The sequence below is a fragment of the Pseudoxanthomonas koreensis genome, assembly GCF_010093225.1.
Lineage (GTDB): Bacteria > Pseudomonadota > Gammaproteobacteria > Xanthomonadales > Xanthomonadaceae > Pseudoxanthomonas > Pseudoxanthomonas koreensis.
In genome coordinates, this window is the sequence record NZ_PDWM01000016.1 from 1 (window position 1) to 23,225 (window position 23,225).

General features: G+C 66.1%; 29 protein-coding genes. 2 read left to right on the top strand and 27 right to left on the bottom strand.

Annotated features, from left to right (window positions below; all coding sequences use genetic code 11):
- The coding region (locus tag CSC64_RS06610; RefSeq protein ID WP_162434539.1) for a site-specific integrase at positions 1-546 on the top strand (546 nt) is incomplete at its 5' end.
- Positions 547-728: 182 nt separating this feature from the next.
- Here CSC64_RS06610 and CSC64_RS06615 read toward each other — a convergent pair.
- From CSC64_RS06615 to CSC64_RS06625, 3 genes are read right to left on the bottom strand one after another with little or no spacing between them, the layout of a single operon-like run.
- Positions 729-2,210, bottom strand: a complete 1,482-nt coding sequence (locus tag CSC64_RS06615) for a hypothetical protein (protein WP_162434540.1) — start codon at positions 2,208-2,210, stop codon at positions 729-731.
- A complete protein-coding gene (locus tag CSC64_RS06620) occupies positions 2,210-2,644 on the bottom strand; it encodes a hypothetical protein (RefSeq protein WP_162434541.1) in 435 nt (144 codons plus the stop codon). Before CSC64_RS06620 ends, CSC64_RS06615 begins: the two co-directional genes overlap by 1 nt.
- On the bottom strand, positions 2,641-3,474 hold the full coding sequence (locus CSC64_RS06625) for a hypothetical protein (RefSeq protein ID WP_162434542.1): 834 nt from the start codon (positions 3,472-3,474) through the stop codon (positions 2,641-2,643). The genes CSC64_RS06620 and CSC64_RS06625 overlap by 4 nt, the downstream gene beginning before the upstream one ends.
- A gap of 385 nt (positions 3,475-3,859) precedes the next feature.
- On the opposite strand from CSC64_RS06625, the gene CSC64_RS06630 reads away from it, so the two are divergent.
- Entirely contained in the window at positions 3,860-4,102 is a 243-nt protein-coding gene (locus CSC64_RS06630; protein WP_162434543.1) for a DUF4175 domain-containing protein, read from the top strand.
- Here CSC64_RS06630 and CSC64_RS06635 read toward each other — a convergent pair.
- From CSC64_RS06635 to CSC64_RS06750, 24 genes are all read right to left on the bottom strand, one after another.
- Positions 4,099-6,198, bottom strand: a complete 2,100-nt coding sequence (locus tag CSC64_RS06635) for a hypothetical protein (protein WP_162434544.1) — start codon at positions 6,196-6,198, stop codon at positions 4,099-4,101. The genes CSC64_RS06630 and CSC64_RS06635 overlap by 4 nt on opposite strands.
- Complete coding sequence (locus tag CSC64_RS06640) at positions 6,198-7,703, bottom strand: hypothetical protein (protein WP_162434545.1); 1,506 nt, start codon at positions 7,701-7,703, stop codon at positions 6,198-6,200. The genes CSC64_RS06635 and CSC64_RS06640 overlap by 1 nt, the downstream gene beginning before the upstream one ends.
- Positions 7,703-8,344 (bottom strand): hypothetical protein, encoded by a 642-nt coding sequence (locus CSC64_RS06645; RefSeq protein WP_162434546.1) that lies wholly within the window; start codon positions 8,342-8,344, stop codon positions 7,703-7,705. The genes CSC64_RS06640 and CSC64_RS06645 overlap by 1 nt, the downstream gene beginning before the upstream one ends.
- Positions 8,326-8,769 (bottom strand): hypothetical protein, encoded by a 444-nt coding sequence (locus CSC64_RS06650; protein ID WP_162434547.1) that lies wholly within the window; start codon positions 8,767-8,769, stop codon positions 8,326-8,328. Before CSC64_RS06650 ends, CSC64_RS06645 begins: the two co-directional genes overlap by 19 nt.
- Positions 8,762-8,983 (bottom strand): hypothetical protein, encoded by a 222-nt coding sequence (locus CSC64_RS06655; RefSeq protein ID WP_162434548.1) that lies wholly within the window; start codon positions 8,981-8,983, stop codon positions 8,762-8,764. The genes CSC64_RS06650 and CSC64_RS06655 overlap by 8 nt, the downstream gene beginning before the upstream one ends.
- Entirely contained in the window at positions 8,980-11,439 is a 2,460-nt protein-coding gene (locus tag CSC64_RS06660) for a packaged DNA stabilization protein (RefSeq protein ID WP_162434549.1), read from the bottom strand. The genes CSC64_RS06655 and CSC64_RS06660 overlap by 4 nt, the downstream gene beginning before the upstream one ends.
- A complete protein-coding gene (locus tag CSC64_RS06665) occupies positions 11,439-11,792 on the bottom strand; it encodes a hypothetical protein (RefSeq protein ID WP_162434550.1) in 354 nt (117 codons plus the stop codon). Before CSC64_RS06665 ends, CSC64_RS06660 begins: the two co-directional genes overlap by 1 nt.
- Before the next feature lie 92 nt (positions 11,793-11,884).
- Positions 11,885-12,970, bottom strand: a complete 1,086-nt coding sequence (locus CSC64_RS06670) for a phage capsid family protein (RefSeq protein WP_162434551.1) — start codon at positions 12,968-12,970, stop codon at positions 11,885-11,887.
- Between the two features lie 110 nt (positions 12,971-13,080).
- Positions 13,081-13,671, bottom strand: coding sequence for a hypothetical protein (locus CSC64_RS06675; RefSeq protein WP_162434552.1), 591 nt, complete (start codon positions 13,669-13,671; stop codon positions 13,081-13,083).
- Between the two features lie 111 nt (positions 13,672-13,782).
- Positions 13,783-14,193, bottom strand: coding sequence for a hypothetical protein (locus tag CSC64_RS06680; RefSeq protein WP_162434553.1), 411 nt, complete (start codon positions 14,191-14,193; stop codon positions 13,783-13,785).
- Between the two features lies 1 nt (position 14,194).
- Positions 14,195-16,030: a portal protein gene (locus CSC64_RS06685; RefSeq protein WP_162434554.1), complete on the bottom strand. Its 1,836-nt coding sequence runs from the start codon at positions 16,028-16,030 to the stop codon at positions 14,195-14,197.
- Positions 16,031-16,039: 9 nt separating this feature from the next.
- Positions 16,040-17,305 (bottom strand): PBSX family phage terminase large subunit, encoded by a 1,266-nt coding sequence (locus tag CSC64_RS06690; RefSeq protein WP_162434555.1) that lies wholly within the window; start codon positions 17,303-17,305, stop codon positions 16,040-16,042.
- Positions 17,271-17,612: a hypothetical protein gene (locus CSC64_RS06695; RefSeq protein WP_162434556.1), complete on the bottom strand. Its 342-nt coding sequence runs from the start codon at positions 17,610-17,612 to the stop codon at positions 17,271-17,273. Before CSC64_RS06695 ends, CSC64_RS06690 begins: the two co-directional genes overlap by 35 nt.
- 47 nt (positions 17,613-17,659) lie before the next feature.
- Entirely contained in the window at positions 17,660-17,956 is a 297-nt protein-coding gene (locus tag CSC64_RS06700) for a hypothetical protein (protein WP_162434557.1), read from the bottom strand.
- A complete protein-coding gene (locus tag CSC64_RS06705; protein ID WP_162434558.1) occupies positions 17,953-18,450 on the bottom strand; it encodes an endopeptidase in 498 nt (165 codons plus the stop codon). The genes CSC64_RS06700 and CSC64_RS06705 overlap by 4 nt, the downstream gene beginning before the upstream one ends.
- Positions 18,447-18,914 (bottom strand): lysozyme, encoded by a 468-nt coding sequence (locus CSC64_RS06710; RefSeq protein WP_162434559.1) that lies wholly within the window; start codon positions 18,912-18,914, stop codon positions 18,447-18,449. The genes CSC64_RS06705 and CSC64_RS06710 overlap by 4 nt, the downstream gene beginning before the upstream one ends.
- Complete coding sequence (locus CSC64_RS06715; RefSeq protein ID WP_162434560.1) at positions 18,911-19,162, bottom strand: holin; 252 nt, start codon at positions 19,160-19,162, stop codon at positions 18,911-18,913. The genes CSC64_RS06710 and CSC64_RS06715 overlap by 4 nt, the downstream gene beginning before the upstream one ends.
- A gap of 286 nt (positions 19,163-19,448) precedes the next feature.
- On the bottom strand, positions 19,449-19,721 hold the full coding sequence (locus CSC64_RS06720; RefSeq protein WP_162434561.1) for a hypothetical protein: 273 nt from the start codon (positions 19,719-19,721) through the stop codon (positions 19,449-19,451).
- Between the two features lie 155 nt (positions 19,722-19,876).
- Positions 19,877-20,497, bottom strand: a complete 621-nt coding sequence (locus CSC64_RS06725; RefSeq protein ID WP_162434562.1) for a hypothetical protein — start codon at positions 20,495-20,497, stop codon at positions 19,877-19,879.
- Complete coding sequence (locus tag CSC64_RS06730) at positions 20,494-21,231, bottom strand: ribonuclease H-like domain-containing protein (RefSeq protein ID WP_162434563.1); 738 nt, start codon at positions 21,229-21,231, stop codon at positions 20,494-20,496. The genes CSC64_RS06725 and CSC64_RS06730 overlap by 4 nt, the downstream gene beginning before the upstream one ends.
- Positions 21,228-21,701 (bottom strand): HNH endonuclease signature motif containing protein, encoded by a 474-nt coding sequence (locus CSC64_RS06735; RefSeq protein WP_162434564.1) that lies wholly within the window; start codon positions 21,699-21,701, stop codon positions 21,228-21,230. Before CSC64_RS06735 ends, CSC64_RS06730 begins: the two co-directional genes overlap by 4 nt.
- Positions 21,701-22,258 carry a dATP/dGTP diphosphohydrolase domain-containing protein gene (locus tag CSC64_RS06740; protein WP_162434565.1) on the bottom strand — a complete coding sequence of 186 codons (558 nt, stop codon included), beginning with the start codon at positions 22,256-22,258 and terminating at the stop codon, positions 21,701-21,703. Before CSC64_RS06740 ends, CSC64_RS06735 begins: the two co-directional genes overlap by 1 nt.
- 315 nt (positions 22,259-22,573) lie before the next feature.
- Positions 22,574-23,047 (bottom strand): RuvC family protein, encoded by a 474-nt coding sequence (locus CSC64_RS06745; RefSeq protein ID WP_202922329.1) that lies wholly within the window; start codon positions 23,045-23,047, stop codon positions 22,574-22,576.
- A complete protein-coding gene (locus tag CSC64_RS06750; protein ID WP_162434566.1) occupies positions 23,044-23,223 on the bottom strand; it encodes a hypothetical protein in 180 nt (59 codons plus the stop codon). Before CSC64_RS06750 ends, CSC64_RS06745 begins: the two co-directional genes overlap by 4 nt.
- Positions 23,224-23,225 lie beyond the last annotated feature (2 nt).

Here is a 23,225-nt window from a genome sequence, read left to right on the forward strand (position 1 = left end):
GGCGGCCCCAGGGCCATGTCCGGCCGCAACCCGCCCGCCCGCCGCCGCCGGGTGACGGCCGACGAGATCGACCGGGTAACGCTGGCGCTGGGCCTGCTCGACCTGGAATCGGACACGGCAAGCCAACGCACCGGCCTGGCCTTCCTGTTCGCCCTGGAGACGGCCATGCGGGCCGGGGAGATGCTGGGGATGACGTGGCCGGACGTGGCCGAGAAGTCGGTCACCCTGCCGGCGACCAAGAACGGGGACGTGCGGCGAGTGCCGCTGTCGGCGCGGGCGCGGGAGATACTGGCCGTCCTGCCGCGAGGGGACGGGCCATGCTTCGGTCTGGACGCCGGCACGCGGGACGTGCTGTGGCGGCGGGCCGTTCGGGATTCGGGAATAGCGAACCTGCACTTCCACGACAGCCGGGCAGAGGCGATCTGGCGGCTGTCCAAGAAGCTGGACGTGATGGAGCTGGCACGGATGATTGGCCACCGCGACCTGCGCAGCCTGCTGGTCTACTACAACGCCGACCCCGACGAGCTGGCGGACCGGCTGGGCTGACCAGCAGCCCCGGGAACAGGGGAGGATCGCGGGGCCCGCGCGGGGTGCTGCCTGGACTCCGAGGGTCGGCGCGCGCGGTGCTGGTGGGGCAACTGTCAGGGATTGCTTGACGGTTGCCTATCGGCGGATGGCGCGGCGGAGCGTAGGAAAAGTCCTACTGCACCACCGCGCAGGCCGCGCAATCAGCCCGTGCACTCCTGCCCATCCACAAAGCACGCCCAGTTGATCGTGGTGGCGGCGGCACCCGTGACTTCGACCTTCAGCGTTTTCAGGGTGTTGTCTGCCGTGACCGCTACGGCCCATGCCGGAGGTCCAGCGGACGACGCCACGACCGTGGGGGTTACCGCTCCCACCAGGGAGACCGTGTTGTTGTCCCGGTCCAAGTGAGCTACGAACTGCCACGACATTTTAGCGCCACCGTTCCCAGACTGCCGGGCGACGATCAAGCCACGATAGATGCCGCTGCGGTTGTTGAGGCCGCCGAAATAGACCTGATTGGTGGCCGCTCCGGTCCCGCTTCCGGTCGTCGTGAGCGTCAATGGGGTGGCGTTGGTCGTCTGCCCGTACAGACTATAGCGCGAGCGCGGAGGCTGGCTGTTGTAGCACTCGGCAAAAGCCCCGGTGACTGAATTTGTGTTCGCGCCCCTGCCCATGGCGAAGGCTCCCACTGCATTGGCTGTACCACCAGCCAGTGCCACGGCGTCCGTGGCTGAAGCCGCCCCACCACTTCCGCCCAAGGCTACGCTGTTCATGCCGGAAGCCGTGTTGGATTCTCCCATCGCAACGGCCTGTTGTCCGCTGGCGTTGCAGGTCTGGCCCATCGCAAAAGCCGCCTGAGCGCTGGCCGTGTTGTTGAATCCGCCCGGAATGCAGGCCCTGGCACCGCTCGCCACCTGGGCAGCCGTAGCCCGTACCGATTGCAGGTCAACCGAATCAGTGCCGCGCTTATTCCCTCCGGTCGCCGTGCTATCGGCCACCTCCCTGGCGAGCCCTCCCGACCCCTTGCTGGCAATGACGACATCAACACTGGACGCGGCATTGTTGGCCGAAAAGGACACGACCGGCACGGTTGCATTCGGGGCGGAACTGTTTGCAGCTTCCGTCCAGTTGGTCAGGGCCCCGCCGCCGGGCGCTGCCCAGGCCGGATCACCAGACACAAGGGTAAGCACGTGGCCGTCCGTGCCTGCTGCAAGGCGTACCGGCGTTCCCGACGCGCCTCCATAGATGATGTCGCCCGCCGTAGTCATGGGGTTCGACATGCCGCCCGTGGCCGCAGCGGCTTTCCATTCTCCATCGGTGTTGTTCCACGTCAGCACGTAGCCGTCGGTCGGGGTGGCGGCGTCAACGTCGTCCAGGTCGCCCAGTTCCAACACCACGGTGCCGGTCTGCCCGTTGACCGAATCAACGGCGCCGCCACTTCCGGAGACGAACTCCAGACCATCTTCCGTGCCGTTGACCGCCACCAGCTTGCCCGCCTCTCCCGTGTAGCTGGAGGGCACGTCTGCCAAGTCGGTGAAGTCCTCGGCGCCACCGGTGCCGGCAAGGTCAGCAATGTCCTGCGCGGTCATTTGCACATCCGCACCCGATTGCAGGCCCGGGATGATCTCCGTGCCGGTCAGCGGCGTGGATGCGGCGGGGTTATCGGAAAATCGGCGTAGCGCCATCAGAGAACTCCTGCGTACAGGTCGGCGTAGTCCTCGGTGCAGTACGGCTCACCATCAGACGTGATGTAGGAGAAGGGGATTTCCGGCGTCGGGTCGGGCATGGCGTGGAAGCCGCGCACGCCCAAGGCATTAGTGCCGTAGTAGAGGGATGCGCCGGGCGTGGCCGCGTCGCCATCCAGCCGGAATTGCACGAGGCCGCCGGAGAGAGAGCCTGCGACACGCACAGACTCCAATCCTTGCAAGGTTGCATTGCTGCCACCGGCCTCAACCACCGAGATGCGGTCCTCTAGCGCGGCAATGTCGGCGGTGTTCGCCCCCGAGGCCCGCAAGTACGCCACGAGGTCGCGCAGGAACTTGTAGAACTCCACCGGCATGGGCTTGCCGGAGCCGTCACGCCATGCGTGCGCGCCGGGCAGCAGCGGGGAGTCGGTCATGCAATCGGACCCATAGCGATGAAGCTGGCCGTGATGTTCCCGCTGATCTGCTCCTGCGACGCGGGGCCGGGGTCGGCGTGGGCGGTGTTGACGATGAAGGTGAAGCCGTTGGCGTTGGCGGCGGTGACAGACAGGTCGCCGTAGTACGGGCCGTAGCTATTGCCGGGAGCGAATGGGCCGCCGGTCGGGGTGACCACGGGCCAGACGGTTTCGCTGAATGCGTTTGGGTACGTGACCGTTCCCTGCGCCTGCATCGTGCCCACGCCGGAGGACGTGGTAACGGTGCCCCGGATGATCTGCCACTTGTTGCCGTCCGCGTCGGTCAGGACGATGCGCGAGCTGGTAACCGCGATGTTTGCCGACTCCGGGGCGGTCGGTTGCGGGATCAGCGCATAGCCGTCCCCCGCCCCGTTCACCACGGGCATGTAGCCGGCCGATCCGGTGGGGTCCGGCAGCTGGAGGACTGGCAGCCATGCGGTGTCCGTGCCATTCGTGCCCAGGAACTCGCCCGAGTGCCCCGACTGGTCCGGGATCGCACTGCCAGCCGGGGCCGGGTCGCGGAACTCCACCGACGCCACGATGGCCGAGTCGTCCGCCGCGTCCAGCTTGACCGAGTAGTCACCATCGCCCCAGACCTGGGCCGGCACCCGGCCGGCGGAGTCCAGGATCACTGGATTGGCGTTGGACGTGCCCTTGCCGAAGTCCTGCCAGGTGTCCTTCGGGGTCGTGGTCCCGCGCTCGTAGAAGTACAGCTTCCCGCCCGGGGCGGTTGCCGTGCCCAGCAGGTTGTCCAGGGCGACGAAGGGGTTCAACAGCTGGTGGACGGACATTCCGTGTCTCTCCGGGCAAAGAAAAAGCCCCGGGGGTTGGCCGGGGCTTGGGGTGTATCGTGATTGGGCCGGGGTCCATCCCGGCTTACTCACAAAGGATTGTGATGAAGATCGTTATCAAGGAGATCAAGGTGGACTTGCGGGGCGTCGGCCAGTTGCTTGCGCTTCTGGCGTGGCTGCTCATCCACTAGTACAACCCGGCGGTGTCGCAAGCGCCGCCGGACTAAAGAGTACCATTTCGGTACTGTATTGCAAGCCCCAGTGTGGTAAAAGGCGGGGATGGGAAGCTTCAGCATCTGGCACTGGGCCATCGCCGCCGTTTTCTTCGGGATTCCTCTTGCAATCCTGGTCGTGGCCGTTTGGGCAATACGGAAGAACAAGCGTCGTGGCTGACTACGAATCCCTCGCTCACCTGCCCCGCTGGCGAAGGGTCGTGATCTGGCTGCTTGAGAATCCGACTGGGCAGGCGATTTGGGCGATACCGCTGGCGGCTCTTTTCTTCCTGCCGGTTAAGTGGCTAGGTTTCTGGTGGGTCGCCCTGATCATCGTTGCGGGCCTGGCTTTCGCATTCGGCTGGAATGCTGCCCGTCGCCGGTGGCTGCGTGACGGGCACATCGACAAGCTCTAGCGCGTCACCTCTTGCATGGTCGCGGCCGACGCGGGCACGAAGCCGCGCGGCACCCTCCCCGGCAACCGCAGCGGCTTGTTGAGCGTATTGGTGGCGCGGGAGTAGTTGACCCCCGCCTGTATCGGCTTGACGACCATATCGCCGAGGACCGGGACGCCGCCGCCCATTTTGCTCATCAGCATCCGCGCCACGCGCTCGCCAGACCCGGACGTGCGTGCAAAGTCGCCCTTGGCGATCAGCGGCTCCAGGGAGTTGGCCAGCGACTTGATTTCTGCCCACTCGGCGGGGGTGTAGAGCGCCTTCACGACGCTGGCATTGCCGTACTCGGTCGCCTTGATGTTGGACACGATCTTGCCCATGCCCAGGGGCTCGCCATTGCGGCCCAGAGCCAGGCGCTGGAAGTGCGCGGCCCGCAGTGCCCCGATAACCTCCGGATCGTTGTCGGCCGCCACGCGCAGGCGCTCAATGAACCGCGCGCCGCCGGCCTTGCTAACCTGCCCGGCGCCGAGCGCAATGTTCACCAGTTCCTCCGGCGTGCGGGAACCGTCCAGTAGGCCGGCGATGAACTTGTCGGCCTCCGCCTTGCCCTCGAACCGGCGGCCGTACTCGAAACGCAGCTGCCGGGCATCCTTCAGGGCTTGCAACGCGGCCGGATCGCCGGATACCAGAGCCGTTTCCACGGCATCGTCCAGCCAGCCGTCGAACTCGCGCTTGATCGCCAGCGTGGCGGCACGGTCGGACGGGTTGGCGGCGGCGGCCACGTTGTTGTTGATGATCCGGCGCTGGGTCTCGATGGCCTTGAGGGTGACGCCCTTGATGTCGCCCTGCGCCACCTGGCCGGCCGCCTCGCGGACCTGTGCGAGCGTGCGGGAAGCGGCGGGGTGCAATTGCGGATCGACACCGAAGTCGGCAACAGCGGCCCGCAGGCGGCCAGGGAGCGCCGCCACGGCGTCCGTCCCCACGGCGGTACGGGCACCCTGCCCGGCCTTCTCATAGGCTTCCCCGATCTGCGTATCGAGCGCATCGGCCTGCTGCCGGACCTTGCCCGCCGCGCCCTGCGCAAGCTCGGCAGGAGTGGCGCCGGGACGGCCGCCGAGCTTCTGGCCCAAGGTATCGACTGCCTCGCCAAGCCGCTCCCGATTCGCCCGATTGGCCGCATCGAACACGCCGCCCGCCCCCGGCGCCTGCCTTAGCACCTCCTCCCGGCTCAACTGGTCGAAGCGCTGCACCGGGTCTTTCATGCGCTGGCCGAGCGTGTACTGGAAGCCGTACAGCTCCCGGCCGAGGATCGCGTTCGGATCGGCGCCTGCCCTGACTTCCTCCATGCCGCCGGCAAGCCGGGCCAGCAGTGGAGGCGGCGGAGACCCCACGCCTGCATCCGCCAGCAGCTCCAGAGCGTTGCGGGTGTTCGCTCCGCTGGTCCGACGGGAAAGAGCTGCAAGCTTACTGCCAGCGGCGCCGACCCCGGTCCCCAGCACCTCTCCGCCAGCACCGCCAGCAGCCGCCGCGGCGGTACGCCCAAGGTCCACGTCGCCACCGGTCACGCCGGCCTGTAGCGCCGCGTCCGTCGCGGCTGCGGTGCCCGCCTGAAGCGCGCCGCGGCTCAGCGTGCCAAGGTTGCGCGCCTGCCCCAGCTTGGTAGCGGCGCCAGCGGGGATCAGGAAAGCGCCGATATTGCTGCCAACGCTCGCCACGTCATTCAGGTCAAGCCCCGGATCGTTGAGCCGGTAGGACTCGCCGCTGGGCAGCGTGACGATGGGTGCGCCCGTGTTGTCCACGTCGGCCTTGCCGCCAGCCTTGCCGGCCAGGTACTCGGCCGCGTTCTCCCGCCCTGCGAAAGTGTCGCGCGCGGCGCCGCTGAGCATCGCCAATGGGCCGACCCCGCCCTTCTCGGCGAAGTCCGAGTCCATGCGGAACAGCGACGGCTTGGCCGTGGTCTGCGGGATCGGGGCATAGCTGGGCGTGGACCAGTTGCGAGCCCGCGGCGACGGCGGGCCGCCGTAGTGCCCCTGCATCGCCTTCTGGATCGTCGCCTGGTCGGTTCCATCCGGAAACTCAACAACCGCGCCGTCCGGTCCTTCGACTTCGATTGCCATTACTCGATAGCTCCGGTGGCTGGGTTGTAGCGCAGACGGATGTTCTGCACTGGCTGAACGGTGTTGCCGCCTTCACGAGGCTGCGCGCCGCCCTGCACCCCACGGAAGTCCGGCATTCCAGTCGCCCGCTCTGGGTTGAAACCGTACTGCTCAGAAATTCCCTGATAGCGGCGCGCAGTGTTGGTGATACGGCTTTGCGACTGTCCTGCGATCTGCTGCGCCTGATTCATGAAGTCGGCGCGCTGCGCGGGGTTGAGCCGAACACCGCTGAGGATCTGGTTCCGGTAGTTCAGGATGCGGTCCGGAATGCCTGCCGCGTTCTGGGCGTTGTTGAACTCCTGCTCACGCACCACCGATCCGGGGTCAAGCATCTTCATAAACGCGAAGATCAGTGACAGGTCGCCGGCCGCGGTGTTGCTGTTCGCCGCCTCCTGCACCTTCTGGTACATGCTCAGCACGGACTGATCCTGCTTGACAGCGTCCGTCACTTCCTTCCGGATCGACTGTTCGTCCTTGAATGCGGTCGCTGCGTTGGTAGTGTCTTGCGGGCCGCCGAGGATGGGCCGGAGGGTGCGCCCATCCTCGGCGAACTCATAGCCTGCCGGCGGCTTGGTCGGCGCCTCGTAGGGCTGCGCGATCCCCCCGTTCACCGGATCCATGACCATCGGGCTGCGGGGAGGCGCAGACGCCTGAGGCTGCGTAAAGGACGGGGCGCTCCGCTCCAAGTTCGTCAAGTAAGCGCCAGTGGCGACCGTGGCTTGTTCGTCGGACAAGCCCGCTTGGATCATCTGCTGATAGAACGCCTCCCCGGCCTGCGCCGCAAAATCGCTCTGGGCCGGCGTGCCGGCTACGTTCTGGATGGGCGGCGCCTGCGACCCCGCCACACCCGTGATCGGCGCCAACTCGATGCCGCCGCCCGGAGTGCCCCAGCCGATGCCCTGCGAAGTCTCGAACGGCTTGGGCACCATGCCCGCCGCCTGCCGACGCTCGCGGTCCAGCCTCAGGAGTTCCGGGTTGCCTTGGAGGATTTGCAGGCTGCGGATGTCGGACGGCGTAGTGTCGTCCCCCGGCTTCACGCCGTACTGCGCCAGCTGCTCCAGCCCCGGGACGAACGAGTCGTCCCACTGGTCCGGAACCTCGCCCAGGCCGAGCGTTCGGGCCTCCTGTGCGAGCTGCGGGTACAGGCTTGCCGCCACCTGCGACTGCCCGTTCTTCGCCAGGCCGACGATGTAGCGAGCCTTCTGCGCGACCGAGGCAATGCGGCTGTCATCGCGCTTGCCGAAAGCCTGCTCCATCTCCATCGCCTGCTGCGGATAGTGCTGCGCTGCCTGTCCGATGATCGCCTGTCGCTCAGCGGGGGCGGCGGTGAACGCCTGCCCTGCAAGCCGGCTCAGGTAGTTGGTCTGCCCACGCTGGCGGCCAGCCTCGCCACGCTGGCGGATGTACTCCATGCCGTCCAGCGGGCCGATGCCCGCCACCGCTGCCAGTCGATTGATGTCAGCCATCAGCCCCTCCCCGGGTTGTTGCCCAGATACCACGGCGTGCCGCCCGGGTTGTTGGCCTTGTTGCCCTGGTACCAGTCACTGAACGCCCCGCCGGCACCGTAGGCGAGCTGGCCGAGCGTGTTGGCCTGGTTCTGGTAGCCCGAGGCTCGGGCGTTGGCGCCATCGATGGCAAGATTGCCCATGTTGTTGGCGTACCCCTGCCCCAGCGTACCGAGGCCCGAGGCCGTGGTCTGGCCCAGGCCGGCAAGCGACGACAGCCGGTTGTAGTAGTTGCCGTAGTTCTGCGTGGCTAAGCCGGAGGCGTACTGCATCCGGTCGGCATCGGCGCCACCCGACCACAGCCCCCCGCGCGCCGCCGCGCTACGGTCCAGTCCCTGCAAGCCCTGATCCCGCGCGAACTGGTAGTCCGGCGAGTTGTTGAAGCTGGAGAAGTCGCCGGAGTTGAGCGCCTGGAGCTGGGTCAGTGCGTTCTGCCCGGCATGCAGCCACGGCTGCTGGTCCTGCCGGGACAGGTCGAACTGACGGCGCTGCTCCGCCGTTGCCTGGTCGATGCCCTTCTGCTGGGCTGCGTCGGCCTTCTTCTGGCCGTAGAGGTTGATCGCACCGCCGACAACGGCGCCGCCTACTGCTGCCCAAGACATAGCGTTTCCTCATCCGTGAGGGCCGGGGCTTCCGGCACGATGAATTTCGACTCGATGGCGGCGATGTCCGTCAGCCGCGTGGCGTGGACGTTGACCCAGATCGTGTCGGTCAGCGCGTAGCCGACCTTCTTGCAGCCCGGTGGCGAGGTGAAAATCGCCGGAGCTTCCAGCTCCCGGACCATTCCGTCCTCGCTCGTCACCTTGATGCGTCCCTGCATCAGGAGGTTGAGCGTCGAATGGCGGTGAATCTTCCCAGTCAGCACCGTGCCGGCTGGGATGAACAGCTCGCGGCCGTAGATGCCCTCTGCGAAGTGATGCGTTTCCTTGAACTCGGCCTGCGGCAGCTGCGCAATAGCCCGCTCCAGTTCCCTGATCTGCGCGTACGTCGGCGCGCCCCTGAACACGTCAGGCAGCGAATCAGCCATCGTCCACCTCGGTTTCCGCCACCGCGCCCATGATGTTGACCACCACGGGGGAGGTGATGCGGATGGTCAGGTCGAAGCGCTTGCCGCTGCCGAACCGGTTGAATCGGATGCGCTTGGCGTACTCGCCAACGTCGGGCAACGCAGCCTCGCGCGTGGTGATCTGCGCCAGGTGGCCGTTCCTTTGGACGTCCAGCATCACCTTGCGGTCGCTCATGTCGAGTACCTGTAGCGATAGGCGAAATTCGCGCCGCCGCTGTACTGGCCAATGGCAACCCCGGTGCCGAATCCGCCGTCCAGCACCTTCACTATCTGGGAGTCGGCCACCGTTGGAGGCCCTGGGATGAAATCAAACACGGTGAATGGGGAGAGTCCGTCGGCAGAGAAGTAGATGCGCGGGTAGTTGGGCGCTGTAGCCGCCGAGCCGCCGCCGCCCCATTCGCCATCCACAATCGCGGTCTGGCCGCCGTTGTAGGCACCAGAAACCGCGGACTGGATTGCCGCATCGAAGGTCGCGCCATCGTCGATGGACGTATAGACCGCGAAGGAGCTGGAGTTGATCGTCTTGTATGCGCGAATAATCCCAGCCAGCTCCGATACGCCAGTGAAGGGGTTTCCCGGGGAGGGGTCAGTGCCATTGATCGTCGCACCACCCCAAGTCAAGCCGCCATCTACAGAGCGCCGGATGGTCCCGTTCTCAGTGAACGCCAGGACTCGCTCCGTCTCCCGATTGACCAGCGCATGGCGGACCGTCTCCGACACGCCAACACTGATGGAAGTCCACGTCCCGAGAGGATTGGCCGCGTACTCCGCATTTCCGCCGAATCCCATGCGCAGCCATCGCTGTCCGGTCCAGCGAGTGACAAGGTAGGCGCTGCCGTTCGACGTCGCGTTCTGAGCCGATTCCGTCAATGCTTGATCGATGACTAGAACATTGCCGGAGTCCCCGCTTATGACCCATTGCCCATTCCCGAAATCCAGCGAACGCAATGGCCAGTTCGGCGTGTTGAGTGCGGACATATCCGTCCAGGTGTTCGCTACCTGGTCTGTGGCCCAAATCTCGCCCACTCCCAGCAGGCCAGACCCGACAGCGAGGAACCTGGCCTCTCCGTCCGAGGCGACGTCATGCAGGTTGTTGCCGAAGTCATCCGCCCACTCCCATACGGCGCGAACGCGGATGCTGTCCTCGTGGATCGCCCATAGTCCGTTGGCGTCGGTAGCCTTGAACTGGAGATCCATCGTTCCGGCTGCCGTGGGGGTTCCCGAAATCGTCGCGGTGCTGGAGTTCCAGGAGAGGCCGGACAGCAGCTCTCCGCTTACGATCTGGACCGTGGTGATGGGCGCACTGCCTGACGTGACGGTGTATCCGTAGCTATAGACAATGCTGACCGATCCATCGGGGGCGCTGCCGGACATGGCGGGGCCCGCCGGCTGATCCGGGAACTCGACGCACCCCACCGACTGCCCGGCGGCATCGAGCATCAGCTCCACGCTGTTGACCGTGATGTCGCCCTGCTCGGCCCATAGGACGGGCGCCACCACCACGCGCTCTATCGGCTCGCAGCCGTCCAGAGCGTAAGCGTCATCAAGCCTGTAGAGGTTGGAATTTCGGCTGTCGGCGGCGATCCACTGGCCGTTCCAGTAGGCAATATCGATGATGGCCCAATGCGGCAGGCCGTAGGTGTTGCGGCGGTGCCACTCCCGCGTCTTTGCGTCGTATCCGAAGGTGAACCGGCCCGGCACCGTGACGTAGTAGACCTTGTGACCCTTCGGCTCCCAGGTGAAGGCGTAGGCCTGCGAAATTTCGGCCTCGGTGCACTCGGCGAACGCCTCGGCTACTGGATCCGTTGACAGGATGGCTGGGGTGTAGCCGTCGAGCCTGCGAATCAAGCGCTGGTCGTCCAGCCAGAACGCCGAGCTGTCCATCCGGCGCGGGGTGAACCGGGCCGCGCACCCGACCTCGATGACCGTATTGCTGGCACGCTCAAACGGAGCTGTGCCATCACCGGAGGGCGCGTTGACGTAGGGCTCGATGGTGTCGCGGCCGAACGCCAGCACCTCGCGATGCGACACCAGCAGCGAGACGATCCGGTCGGGGTCGCCCTCGGCCTGGTACTGGTCCAGCGTGTTGTAGGCGTGCGCGTCGGCAATGTCGGAATGGAACCAGTAGCGCCCGCCAGGCTCGACCTGCGCCAGGTACTGATCCACGAAGTCAGCCACGAACGCGCCGGGGTAGCCGGTGTCCGTGACCTTCCCGAAGGCGAGCGTCTGCGTGTTGTAGACGTAGCCGGCCGAACCGTTGACGGTCAGCAGCTCGTTGCCCTGCCCCTTGGCGTTGTGGGCCATCGACACCCGGCCCACCCCCGGAATCGTGCCAATCGGCACCGAGACCCCGGCATTGGTGATCTGCCACAGCTTGTTGCCGGCGACGGCGAACAGCTTGCCCTCGACGTTGCGCAGGCCGCGATTGATGCCAGCAGCCGTGAACACGTCGCCACTGCGGGAACCGATCTGCACGAACGGCCGGCACCCGGCCACCTGGCGCAGCTGCATCGGCGTGAGCGTGCCCGGCTTCTCTGCCGCAATCGGCAACATGTTCAGGCAGTCCTGCCGCGACCAGTGCCGATTGCCGTCCCGGTAGAATCCGGTGACGAGGGGAGTCTGCTTGGGCATCAGTAGTACGTCGCCCGCGTCGGGGTGTGGACGTAGGCAGCCTGCCGAAGCTGCCACAGGCGCTTGTCGGCCTCGGCCGCGCGAACCTCTACCACCTTCGCCCTTCCGAACTTGCCGAAGTCGGCCAGCAGCTCACGGGCCAGAATCCACACCAGCGGCAGAAAGTACCGTCCGGGAATGTCGCCCTCCACGTCGAACGGCAGCAGCCCTTCCTCGTAGAGCTCGTCGGCCTTCTGTGCATAGACCTCCTGCACCAAAGCTGAGTCATCCGCATCCGGGGCATCGTTGGCGCCCAACGCACCGAGCGCCATCAGGGTGCGCCGTACCAGCCGCTCCCGTTCAAAGGTCGCCATCGCCGCCCCTCAATAGGTGGGCCATCCTTGGCCCTTGCATCCATGCAAAAGAGGGGCGACCGAAGCCGCCCCTCCCGTCCTTACCGCTCCGATCAGGCGTCGGCAGCCGCGGCCACGTAGCCGGTCAGAACGCCGTGCTGCTTGGCGTTGAAGAACAGCTTCTCGATGCCGAAGAAGCCCGCCACAGCCACGCCGTTGACGAACTTGTAGTCGCGCTCCTCGGTCACCGAAGCCCAGCGCTTGCCGATCACATGGCCCAGGGCCTGCGCACCGCACAGGTAGACCGGCGAAATGGTCGCCCCGGAGTCGCCCACCCCACCGAGCGAAGCAATCTCCGGAATCTCCCGGATGATCACGCCGTCATAGGTGATGTCGCCATCGGTGAACAGCGGGTTGCCCTTGCCGCGCTCGCGCGCATCGGCCAGCGTGGACTTCAGGTCGGCCTTCAGGTCACGGTAGGCCAGCGAATCCACGAACAGGACGTACCACTCCTCGTCACCGTTCACGCGCACAGGGCGAATGATCGGGTCGGCCCGCTTGGCCATGCGCTTGTACAGGGACACCTGCGCGGCCGTCAGCTTCTCGGTGTTTGCGATGGCCAACAGAGAATCGCTGTGGTCTGCGCCGCCGCCATCGCCGCCCGAGCCGTCCGTGTTGTTCAGGGTCGCGCCGAAAAGCACGCGGTCCAGATTGGCCTGGAGCCACTGGTCCTTTTGCGCCTCGGTGGCCGAGCCGTAGTTGACGATGGTGCCGGCGGTGGCGCGCACCGAGCCCAGCGCGTTGAGGATGTGGGTCTTGTTCAGCTGCATCGCCCACTCCTTCAGGATCGGCTTGGCAGCCTTGCGCAGGCCCATCGCGGTCTTCTGCTCTTCCCATTCGGTCAGAGCCACCGCATTGCGGTATGCCTGGATGGTGATCTGGTGGCCATAGTTCAGCATGGCCTCCTCGGCACCTTCCAGCAGGGCGTTGCCGGTGACACCTGCGCCGGACAGCGCCGCAACCAGGCTCAACGTCAGGGCATCGCCCGGCTTCTTGGTCAGGTCCTCCTTGAGCTGGATGATCGAGTTGACATCGGTGCCCTGGTAGCGGGCGAACCGGTTGTCGCGGATGTACTCGCGGTAGAAGTCCGCGTCCCACTGCTTGACGACGTTGGCCGTCTGAACGGTCGAGAGAGTCATTGTTTACCCTTCCTTGGGTTATTTGCGTTGCAGGATTGAATCGAGCGATTCGGGCGCGAAGTCCTCCGTGGACTTGGCGCTTCGCACGTTTGAAAGGTCGGTGGGGATCGTCACCGGCGGCTTGGGCTGCCGGCGTACTTGGCTTCCAGTTCGGCCGTGATCTGCGCCCGCAAACGCGCCTCAAGTGAGCCGTCCTGCGCTTCCTTGACCGTCTTGAGGTGCTTGGCGGTCTTGTAGGCGAACAGGGCCGGCGCGGCGTGTTGCAGCATCTCGGTCACGAGGGCGGGATTGCGCTCTGCCTCCTCGGCGAAAAGCTCCTCCATTTCCTCGTAATCCTCGTACTGCTCCTTGGCGAACTCGCGGCTCATGTTGATGGCCGTGTTGCGCTGCTGGACGCTGACGAAATTCACGATCTCCGAAGGGTCCTGGTAGAGAACCTGCGGATCGAACTGCTTGGCTTCTGCACGCTCGCGGGCAAGTTCCTGCCGCTTGCGGCGCTCCTCCTTCAAGGCAGCTTTCAGCCCTCGGACCTCATCGGATTCGGCCGGTGGCGTCACGGCCTGCGCAGGGGCTTCCTGCTGTACTACTTCGCCCTTTTCCGATTCCGTCTGTTCGGTTTCCTCGACCACTTCCGGGGCCGGGGTCTCCACGACTTCATCGGTATCCGTTCCATCCAAGATGGCTTTCAGGTCGCCTTCCATTGCATTGCTCCTTCGACCCTTCCGTGGTCGTCACGCTCGCCCGATCCCCGGCGACGGGTACAAAAAAGGCCCGCCGAAGCGAGCCTTTGGTGAATCGAATGTGTTGAGCCGTTACGCGATGGTCGCGGCCACCGCGGCCTGCGTGTGCCACTTGCCGCTGTAGCCAACGAGGGTCACCGAGGCGCCCGCGAAGGCCGCGAAAGTGACCGTGTTGTGCGCGCCGGTCGTGCCGTCGTGGATCAGGCCGGTGGCCGTTACGACGTGGGCGTAGGCGCTGGCAGACGTGACCGTGATGCGCTGGCCGGTGGCGGTCGGAGCCGCAAGGGTGATCGCCGCGGCGCTGCCCTTGGTCAGGATGAACTCGCCGGAGATGCCATCGGCAACCGGCAGGGCCGCGTCGCCAGTGACCACGGCCACGGTGCCGGCGCGCTTCTGCAAGGCAAGCACGGCGTCGTCAGAGCGGTCTGGCGTGGACGGCAGCGGATCAATCGGATCAACAGCGGTCGGGTAAAGGGTCGTCATCTCAAACTCCAATCAGGGGAACGGGGGTGCCGAACTCGGCGGCTAGATGGGCCTGGACGGCCTGCACGTTGGACTGCTGGGTTGTTGCGTTTGCATCGGCCGCGTCCTTCTCGGCGGCGGCGAAGTTCTTCGCGGCTTCCGACTCGGTCTTGGCCACATCGGCGGTCGCCTTCCGCTCCATCAGCGGATTTGGCTGCTGCTGGGACTTCAGGTGCTCCAGTAGCTGTTCCTTGTTCCGCAGCGTGCTGGCCTCGATGACCATCTCCAGCGGGATGCGGTCCGGGGCCTTGGACCACATCTCCGTGAGCATCTGGAACTGCTCTGACTGGATGTTCACGCTGTCCGGCGCGTCCTGCATGACGATATCGACGTCCAAGTCGGCGACCGGGTTGGACATGCGCACAACGGCCTGCGGGTTGGCCATGAACGCTTGCTCAAGCTGCGGGGGCACCGGCTGCCCGGCCTCCACCAGCTTGCGAACCTCATCCTCGACCGTGACCGGCTTGTTCAGCGCCACCCAGCGCAGGTTGTTCTCGTCGTCGGTGACGCGGATCCAACGCTCCTCGTCCCAGTACTGCCGGATGCGGTTCCACACGGCCCGGTAGACGCGCCAGCCCCAGTCGCGCTGGGCGTCGAAGAACTTGGTCAGCTCGGCCAGGCCCGCCTGTTGCAGCGCCTCCACGGCCCGGCCAGACGGCGCATTCACGTCGCCCTCAAGCGCCGGATTCACGCCGGAAGCGTCAATCTCGGCCTTGGCCTCGGCCAGGAGCTGCATCTCCCCGGCCGCCATCTGCACGTTCGGCTGAATTTCGATCTTGGATTCCGGGTTGACCTCCACCCAGCCATCCGGGCGGGCCAGCTCCTCCTTGGCCTTGCCGATGTTCTCCACCGCCCCATGCTCGGCGATGACTTGCCGGCTGTTGAGGTAGTGCAGCGCCTTGGACCTACGCTTGTTGATCTCGTCCTGCGGGGAAATCATCCGCCGCACGCCGCCGTACCGGTTGTTCTCCCGGTCGATGTAGCAGGACACCGCGATCAGGGGGCAGCTGGGCTGGTCGTCCTCGTCCAGGTACGGCGAGACGGCCGGTTCTTCCAGATAGCCAGCCCGGCAGAAGATCGCCGTATGCCAGACGCCGGCCTTGCGCCAGTAGTGCTGGCACACCCGCACCCGACGACGCTTGGCGTCGGCCCATGCGGTGTATCGCGGCCGGTCGTCGTAGGTGTCGCCCGACCAGTCGCTGCTGTCCAGGCAGGCCGTGGCAAGCTTGACGCCCTCCTCACCCCACTTGGCCTCTACGTCGTCCTCGTCCATCCAGACGACCACGCCCATGTAAGCCGCATCGCTGAAGTCGCGGGTGCGGCTGTAGGGATCGAAGTAGAACCGGTCCCACGGCACATGGGTCAGGATCACGTCGATCCCGGAGCGCCCCTGCGCCACGGTCACCGTAATCGCGCCAGCACCCTCGACAAATCCGTTCTCGGCCACGTCCGACCGCTTCTGGTCCCAGCGCTGGTCGTCCAGCACGTACCGGATCGCGTCGGTGACGCTGTTGGCCTCGTCCTCGTGCTTCGGGGTCCGGGGGTACGCCTTGGGGTCCGTGCGCATCCTGCGCTCGAAGCCCAGCACCGCGTCCACCTTCGGGGCGATGCGGTTGAACACCACGGGCGGCTGCCCACGGCTTTGCAGCGTGGCGATTTCCTCGTCCGTGAGCTGATAGCCGTCGTAGTAGTCGCGGTCCCGCTCGGACAGTTCGCGGTTCTCCCGCCCCTGGTCCTGCGATTCCTCGAACTGCTTGACCAGCTTATCGACGTCCGGGGCTTCCTTGCCCTGCTCCATCGCCTGTCCTTATGCCGTTTTCCAGTTGCGCACCGGCTCCACGTTGAAGCCGTAGTCGCTGCGCTTGCGTTCCCTGGGGGCGTTGGCAGACGGCTTGTAGCCCGACCGCCTCAGTTCCTCCAGCGCGTACCGCAGCGCGTCAATCGTGTGATTGTCCTTGTCGGCCAGCAGCGGCAGGATTTCGCCCGTCTGCGGGTCGGTCTTGTAGCTGTACCGCGTCAACTCCTCGGCCACGTGGACGCATCGCGGGTGAACCACGATGTCGAATGACCGCAGAAACTCGATGCCATCTTCGAGGCTTCCCTGCCCCTTGATGGCCGACGTGATGCGCGGGAATCCGTTCCTGCGCATGTAGCTCACCGTCTCTGGGCGCGCACTGTCGGCCCGGATGGGCCACCTGCGACTGCCCTCGACCTGGTCGAACAGGGCCGGCAGGTGGTCGATCTCGCACCCGACCTGCCACGCCTCCTGGTCCACGTACAGCGTCCGCCCCTCCACCCGGCAGCGGACCAGTACGGACGGATCCACCGCAAAGCCCCAGTCGGCGCCATAGCGGTGGATTGCGTCGGCCGGCGTGTCGAACGCCTCGACCGTCCAGTTGCGGAAGACGCGGGCCTCTGAGTTCCTGGCGTAGGCGCCCCCCCACACATGAGCGAACTTGTCCGGATCACGCCGCCTGTCGTCCTCCAGGTCCTGCCGAAGCTCGGCGGGGAGCCATGGGTTGTCGGACCAGTTGGCCTCTACCACCACCGCGCCAGCGGGCGGCTGGTCGCCTCGCAGCAGCGCGTCCACCGGATCGTCGGGCTCGTTCGGATTCCAGCTGAACCACAATTCCGATCCCGGCTTGCGGATCGTCGGCCTCAGCAGGTCCAGCGAACGGCGGCTCAGGCTCTGCGCCTCTTCCACCCATGCCACGTCGAACCCTTCCAGCGACTTGATCGAGTCGGCCGTGTGGTTCTGCATACCCTGGAAGATGATGACCCCATCTCCGGGCGTGCGGATCTCCGCCTCCATGATCTCGAACAGCTGGGCCAGGCCGAACTCCCTGATCTTGTCCTCGATCAGCAGCTTGACCGAGTTCTTCAGCGACTTCTGCACCTCGCGGACGCAGGCGACCCGGCATCCAGGCTGCAACAGGCACTGTTCAACCGCCAGCCCGGCGAAGAAGTGGGACTTGCCCGATCCACGCCCCCCGTGAGCGCCCTTGTAGCGAGCCGGATGCAGAAGCGGCGCAAATACCCTAGCCGTTGGGATTTGCAGGGTCGTGGATGACACGCTCAACCCTCGTCACCGACTGCACCGGGCCGCCATCCTTACCGGTCAGCTCGGTCTGCCGGCGCTCGGTGTAGTCCTCAGGGAAACGGGCGGCCATCGACCTAGACCAAAGCGAGGCATTGAACCCGCTGGTCGTCAGCCCGGTCTGAGCCGCGTTCTCCCACCAGTCCTGGCTGTACTGCTTCGCGCGTGTGAAGGCGTCCAAGAACGCCGGGTGTGCAGCCGCCCAGTTGTGCAGGGTCTGCTTCACCACGTCCAGTTCGCAGGCCATCTGCGTGACGCTCTTACCCTGCTTGCCGAGTTCCATGACCCGCTCGCAGTACTCCGGCAAATAGTCGGTCGGCCTGCCCCCGCTCACCCCAGCACCTCCAGATGCCCCAGCCCCACTACGGCGCCATCGGCCAGAATCTCGACATTGAACACGCCCGGAGCGAGCTGCTGGCTCACCGTGTCGGCGGTCACCTCGAACGTCACCTCTCCCTGGTCGCTCCCTGTGGCCTCCAGGGTGGCGACCACGTACCCGTTCGGGCGCTTGACCACCACGGTCACGTCAGCCCCGCTCAGGTCGTGCCGGCCAGCCTCGTCCCTGATCCAGCAGGTAAGCGTGGTGTCGGCCCCGGCGTAGGCGCGGAACTGGTGGCGTGCGATCACTTCCTGTCTTCCTCAGCTACCGCCCGCCAGGCCCGATCCCGGGCGTCGCAGGCGGCTCCGACTGCAATAGCAGCTCCCGCAAGCTCTGCTCCGCGTTCAGCGGCACCAGCAAGCTCGGCGGAATGGGCGGCGGCACCGGACAGTTGGGCAGTGTAGAGCGCGCCGATTTCGTGGCGCAGCCGGAGATTGCCAGCACGCAGAGAATCAGCAGTAGCGGTCGCCACTTCATCGGCTCGGGCCTTGTCCTGTTCGTATTCGGTTGCGATCCGGGCGTACTCGGCCGCCTTGGAGCGCTCAATGGCGATCAGCTCCACCAGCGCATCCCGGTCCGAGCGCGCCTGATCTCTTTCATGGACGGCTGCGTCACGATCAGCACGGGCGCTATAGGCGCTCCCGCGAAAGTACAGCGCGCCCAGCACCGCCGCGACCGCCAGCACGGCGGCTGCGATACAGGCGTACCTCCAGAGGTTCGCGCGTAGCTCGGAGAGGATCACGGTTCGTACCCCATGCAGACGCGGTATTCGGCCTCCCGGCGGCGTTCAAGGCCCTTCACCTTGCGCCCACCGGCGTACACCCACTTGCGCAGCTCCGGGCAGAACTCAGCCGGCCCAGCGCCTGCGTTGACCTTGCGGACCAGCGTTGATCCGCAAATTGCGGGAACCCCCGCGTTGTACGCGAGGCTCAGCAAGGCCGCCCACTCGTGGCGGCGCAGGGGCTTGTGGATGCAGGCGTCCAGCTCGGACAGGTACTTGCCCAGCTCCGATTGCAGCATCGCCTCGCACTCCGCCTTGGAGTACGTGCGGTTCTCGATGTGCGAGCCCGTCTGCCCGTAGCAGACCGTCCGGACGCCTACGATGTCCAAGTAGGGGGTCGGCTCGTAGCCCTCCCACGGGCGCACGATGGTTGCCGCAAGGGCAACGATTGCAGCCCCGGCGGCAACAGCGATCCGGCCCTTCATCCCGCGTCGTCCTCGTAGGGGCTCAGCAACGCCCGCTGGACCACCAGCCGATGCGCTTCCTCCCGCCTGCGGTCCTCCCGGCGCTTGTAGTGCCATGACACGACAAGGCCCAACACCGCCACGATCAGGCCGCCGATAGCCGCTATCGTGTTTGCCGTCACCCCGGCGAAGAATGCCGTTACCGATGCCAGAAACGAGCCCTTGGCGGCGGCGGCGGCAATGACCGCATCCGGGAGATGGTCTTTCACTGGCTGCCCCTGTCTCATACCCGGAACGGGTACGGCGTTACCCGAATCGGGAAAATGTTTCGTGTGCGGCACCTTCCGGGCCGGGTGTCTAATCGGCGATACAGTCCGCGATAGGTGGCCGGTTACGGCTCCGGCGACGGCCGCCTAGAGCGCCGTCCGGTTGCTGGTCCCGCTCGGGGCGATTCCGATGGAGTCGGCACCGCGCAAGCAAAACAGTCCCGCTCGGGAACGGCCCCGGCGCAAATAACCTTGGCCTTCCGCCGGGGAAGATCAGCTTTATTTCGTATCAGCTCACCGGCCGCAGCGGTCCGCGGCCCTTCGCAGACGGCGCCACGGGCAGCGTGCGCCCCGGCTGGAACCAGACCTGGTGATACCCGTCCGCCGCGTCCCTGAGCCCGTACAGGGCCCACAAGCCGCCTTCCGCGTCCGCCTGTACCGCCAGCACGCCTTCCACCTCGCCCGCAGGATCAAGGTAGTCGGCGTCCAGTACGTGAGTTTCACCGGGGCCGACGATAACCACGCCCTCGGGGGCGAACTCAACCTCCGGCTCGTCGGTCATGTCGGGCTCCGTTATGGGCGCCCGCCGGGTCTGGCATTGCCCGGCGGCGCGTAGGTCGCTTAGAAGCGGGCGTCCGGCTAGAGGCTGTGCGGGCGAAGCTTTGAGGATTCTCTCCTCCTACGCCCATATAGCCCCGGTTTTCCGGCATGGGGATTTCAGGCGCCGATTCTCTTCAGGTCCGGAGAAGTAACGCCGCGCCCGCCCTTCACTGGCAGGGGCATAGCCACGTAGCAGCCATTCCCGGACGGGTCCACCTCGCCGCCAAAGCCACGCCCCACGCCCATGGACGAGACGGGGCGCGCCGCCTCGATGTGCCGATCCCGCATCCACACCCGCCGCACTTCCACCTGTAGCCGGACCCAGTACTCGTCCAAGCTGGCCCGGCACGCAGCGTAGACGTAGTTCCGCAGCTTCCGGTACGTCTTAGGGTCCACGCCCGCCACGTCGGCCACGTCCTGCCCGGCGATCACCCATCGGGCGTTGTGCAGCCGGTAGTAGGCGTCCCAGCCCGCCAGCGCGCCCATCTCCTCGGCAGGCAGGCCCGCACGCACGATGCCCGACTCGGCAGCGGCGACCGCGTAGGCCACGCACCAGTCGCGCACCGGCCGGCGCATGTGGCTGTCCCCGGCCAGAACCGTGCGGTACATGGCCCAGTTGGGGAAGCCGTTTGACCACTCCAGCCGCACGGACCGGTCGGCGTCGATGATCTTGTCGGTGATCTCGCCGCACAGGTACGACTCAAAATCCAGCCCGCGCAGGGTGTAGTCGCTGCTCATGCCGCCCCCACAACCTTTGCCGAGCCCGGTTCGCACGCCACGGCCCGCGACCAGCTGCCGCATTCCTTGCACTGGAACCGCTGGTAACGCCGCGTCTTGCTGTGCTGGTAGCCGCGTGCCTGCAACTTCCCGCTGCCGCACGATGGGCAGACGTGGCCGCCGTCGATGGCGAAGTTCGGCAGGCCGCGCACCCAGCCGCCGGCACGCATCCGGTCGAACTCTTCCTCCGTGATGAGCACGTCCAGCTCGTTGTATTCCTGCATCTTCCGCCGCGCTTCGCGGTTGCCGTCCATGACCGCCTTCCACAGCCCGAAGCCGCCCGTGTCCAGCTTCCCCTTCTCCCCCAGCCACAGCCGGCGTGATTCCAGCTTGTTCGACAGCATGAAGGCGTCCCGCTTCTGCGAGCGCATCAAGTCCACGTTGGCGTAGGGCGATGGGCGCTTCATGCCCGCCCGCTGAAACTCCGAATGGAGCCATCGCGTGTCGAAGCGCTGCGAGTTCCACCCCACAACCGCGTCCGCCTCGCTCAGCAGCCGGTGCGCAGCCCTGACCATGCGCTCCCGCCCCTTCCACTCGGCGTAGAACAGCACGTCATCGGACTTGTGCCACTTGGCCGCGAAACACAGCACGCCACCCCAATCCACAACCTGCGACGGGCCGAACGACTGGTTGAACATGCCCCATGTGTAGACGAGGGCTGGGCGCGTTTCCAGGTCCAGAATCAGAATCTTCATGCGGCGTATCTCCACACGTAGCCACGGTGATGGGGCCGCTCGCCCTTTAGTACCTTGTTGACCAGCGACTGCTGAAACCCCAATGCCTTAACCGCAGCCTGCGATCTGGCCCACACTCCGGCACCAGTCTCCCAATTGACCCCGATTACCGGAGTCTCCGGGCAGGCATGGAGGCCGGTATCCAGCGCGTGACGAATGTTCTGGCTGCGCGTGCACCACTCCAAGTTCGCCGGGTCGTTGTTGTCCTTGTTTCCGTCGATGTGGTTCACATCGGTCATGCCGCATGGGTCGCCAACCCACGCCAGCGCAACGGCGCGGTGCACTGGAAGGAATTTCTCATCCGCCTTGACGCCGAGATAGCCGCTCCGGTTTCGGTATTGCGCCAGCTCCCTCCCGGTGCGACTCCATATGCGTCCACTACGCGAAACGCGGTAGCCATCGAATCCGGGGATCTCGCGGATGTCGCGCATCAGCTCCCCTCCCCCGCCATCGCCGCGGTCGCAGCCACATAGGCCGCGTGGTCGTGCTCGGCGTCCAGCAGAACGCGCTTGTCGCCGATGACAACGTGCGGCGGGAGCAATACGGATTCGGAACGATTGGCGAACGCTTCGCCCGCCTTCAGCCCCGCCGTTGCTGCATCTTCGTCGTGTAGCTCGATCAATGCGGCAACGATTGGCGAGTCGGGCAGGTCGGCGGAAAGCGTCGGCACGTTGCGGGCACCGGGGGCAATGGGGGCTCCGGCCGCTTCCAGTTCCTTTTGCAGCAGCGCCAGGGCCCGCCATGCAAGTTTGGTGGAGTGCAGCACCCCATCGGCGTCTGCCGTCCCGCGTTGCAGGAAGTGCCGCAGCAGCGCGTCGGCTTCATCGCCGGACTTGGCGCGGTCCCAATGCAGCACGTCGCCGGGGTTGTGCTGGTCGTTCCCCTTGGCCGACAGCGCGGCGATTGCCACAAGGGCGCTCGGGAAGTAGTCAAGGCACCCGCGCGCGAGCGGGATGTGTTTACGTTCGGCTGGATCGTCGGTCAGCATTCGCACGTCCCATTGGGGTTTGTGCGATTGAACCGGCTATGTGTGCAACTGTCCTAGCCGACCTTGCAAATCCTGTCGCGGTGCCGGTGCGCCATGTGGTACACCGTCCGCGTTGCGACCCCCAGCCGTTCCGCAGCGACTACCCGGCCCAGCGGCAACAGCTCCGCCGCCTGTGCATCCCTCATCCGCCGCTCATGCTCGCGCCGAGCCTTGCCGACAAGCTCCCCTAGCGCAAGCTCAAACTCCCAGCCTGCCCCAAGCTCCGCAGCCGCCGCCTCGCACAGCAGGACCATCGTTAGCTCAACCTGCGCCATGTCAGCCCCCTTGCCGATACCCGCACAGCCCGATCAGCAGCGCATCCGCCCGACCACAGTCTTTCTTCCGGCTCAGCGGGGCCAGCGGCATCAACTGCTGCGCCACCGTGCGCGCCATGTCCTTTTCCTTGCCGATCAGGTCAAACGCCCGCTTCCACCGCTGCGGCGTGACCTCAGTCACCGGGAATTTCAGTGCCGCCAATGCGCCCATGACGGCCCCAGCCGCCTTGCCGAAGTTGAACATGGACGACACGCCCTGCCCCGGCATCGCGCCGACCAGCTCAATGAAGGCCGGGCACGGCGGGCACTCGCGCAGGATTCGGGCGACCTCGGCAGAGTTGATCTGCTGCTTACTCCCCGTGCCGCGCCCCATCGTGGGCATGTCCCACACCTCGGCATACTCGCCGTTGCGCAGCAGGGCGATGGCGCCGGACAGGCCGGGGTCGATTCCGATGGCGAAGCGGACGGCCGTCAAGCAAGCGCCATCCCGCGCACTTCCGGCAGCGGATGCGGCACATGCTCCGCCTGCGCGGTCGGCGCTTCGTCTATCGGCCGAATCTCCACCATCGTCCCCGGCAGCAGGCTATGCACGCCAAGCGGCCGGACCACGACAGCCCCATGCTCGTTGCGCTCCACCATCCCGTACTCCATCG

Coding starts and splice junctions, on each gene's coding strand:
- CSC64_RS06615 (WP_162434540.1), bottom strand. CDS start 2,210: ATGGCGCTACGCCGATTTTCCGATAACCCCGCCGCATCCACGCCGCTG.
- CSC64_RS06620 (WP_162434541.1), bottom strand. CDS start 2,644: ATGACCGACTCCCCGCTGCTGCCCGGCGCGCACGCATGGCGTGACGGC.
- CSC64_RS06625 (WP_162434542.1), bottom strand. CDS start 3,474: ATGTCCGTCCACCAGCTGTTGAACCCCTTCGTCGCCCTGGACAACCTG.
- CSC64_RS06635 (WP_162434544.1), bottom strand. CDS start 6,198: ATGGCAATCGAAGTCGAAGGACCGGACGGCGCGGTTGTTGAGTTTCCG.
- CSC64_RS06640 (WP_162434545.1), bottom strand. CDS start 7,703: ATGGCTGACATCAATCGACTGGCAGCGGTGGCGGGCATCGGCCCGCTG.
- CSC64_RS06645 (WP_162434546.1), bottom strand. CDS start 8,344: ATGTCTTGGGCAGCAGTAGGCGGCGCCGTTGTCGGCGGTGCGATCAAC.
- CSC64_RS06650 (WP_162434547.1), bottom strand. CDS start 8,769: ATGGCTGATTCGCTGCCTGACGTGTTCAGGGGCGCGCCGACGTACGCG.
- CSC64_RS06655 (WP_162434548.1), bottom strand. CDS start 8,983: ATGAGCGACCGCAAGGTGATGCTGGACGTCCAAAGGAACGGCCACCTG.
- CSC64_RS06660 (WP_162434549.1), bottom strand. CDS start 11,439: ATGCCCAAGCAGACTCCCCTCGTCACCGGATTCTACCGGGACGGCAAT.
- CSC64_RS06665 (WP_162434550.1), bottom strand. CDS start 11,792: ATGGCGACCTTTGAACGGGAGCGGCTGGTACGGCGCACCCTGATGGCG.
- CSC64_RS06670 (WP_162434551.1), bottom strand. CDS start 12,970: ATGACTCTCTCGACCGTTCAGACGGCCAACGTCGTCAAGCAGTGGGAC.
- CSC64_RS06675 (WP_162434552.1), bottom strand. CDS start 13,671: ATGGAAGGCGACCTGAAAGCCATCTTGGATGGAACGGATACCGATGAA.
- CSC64_RS06680 (WP_162434553.1), bottom strand. CDS start 14,193: ATGACGACCCTTTACCCGACCGCTGTTGATCCGATTGATCCGCTGCCG.
- CSC64_RS06685 (WP_162434554.1), bottom strand. CDS start 16,030: ATGGAGCAGGGCAAGGAAGCCCCGGACGTCGATAAGCTGGTCAAGCAG.
- CSC64_RS06695 (WP_162434556.1), bottom strand. CDS start 17,612: ATGGAACTCGGCAAGCAGGGTAAGAGCGTCACGCAGATGGCCTGCGAA.
- CSC64_RS06710 (WP_162434559.1), bottom strand. CDS start 18,914: ATGAAGGGCCGGATCGCTGTTGCCGCCGGGGCTGCAATCGTTGCCCTT.
- CSC64_RS06720 (WP_162434561.1), bottom strand. CDS start 19,721: ATGACCGACGAGCCGGAGGTTGAGTTCGCCCCCGAGGGCGTGGTTATC.
- CSC64_RS06725 (WP_162434562.1), bottom strand. CDS start 20,497: ATGAGCAGCGACTACACCCTGCGCGGGCTGGATTTTGAGTCGTACCTG.
- CSC64_RS06730 (WP_162434563.1), bottom strand. CDS start 21,231: ATGAAGATTCTGATTCTGGACCTGGAAACGCGCCCAGCCCTCGTCTAC.
- CSC64_RS06735 (WP_162434564.1), bottom strand. CDS start 21,701: ATGCGCGACATCCGCGAGATCCCCGGATTCGATGGCTACCGCGTTTCG.
- CSC64_RS06740 (WP_162434565.1), bottom strand. CDS start 22,258: ATGCTGACCGACGATCCAGCCGAACGTAAACACATCCCGCTCGCGCGC.
- CSC64_RS06750 (WP_162434566.1), bottom strand. CDS start 23,223: ATGGAGTACGGGATGGTGGAGCGCAACGAGCATGGGGCTGTCGTGGTC.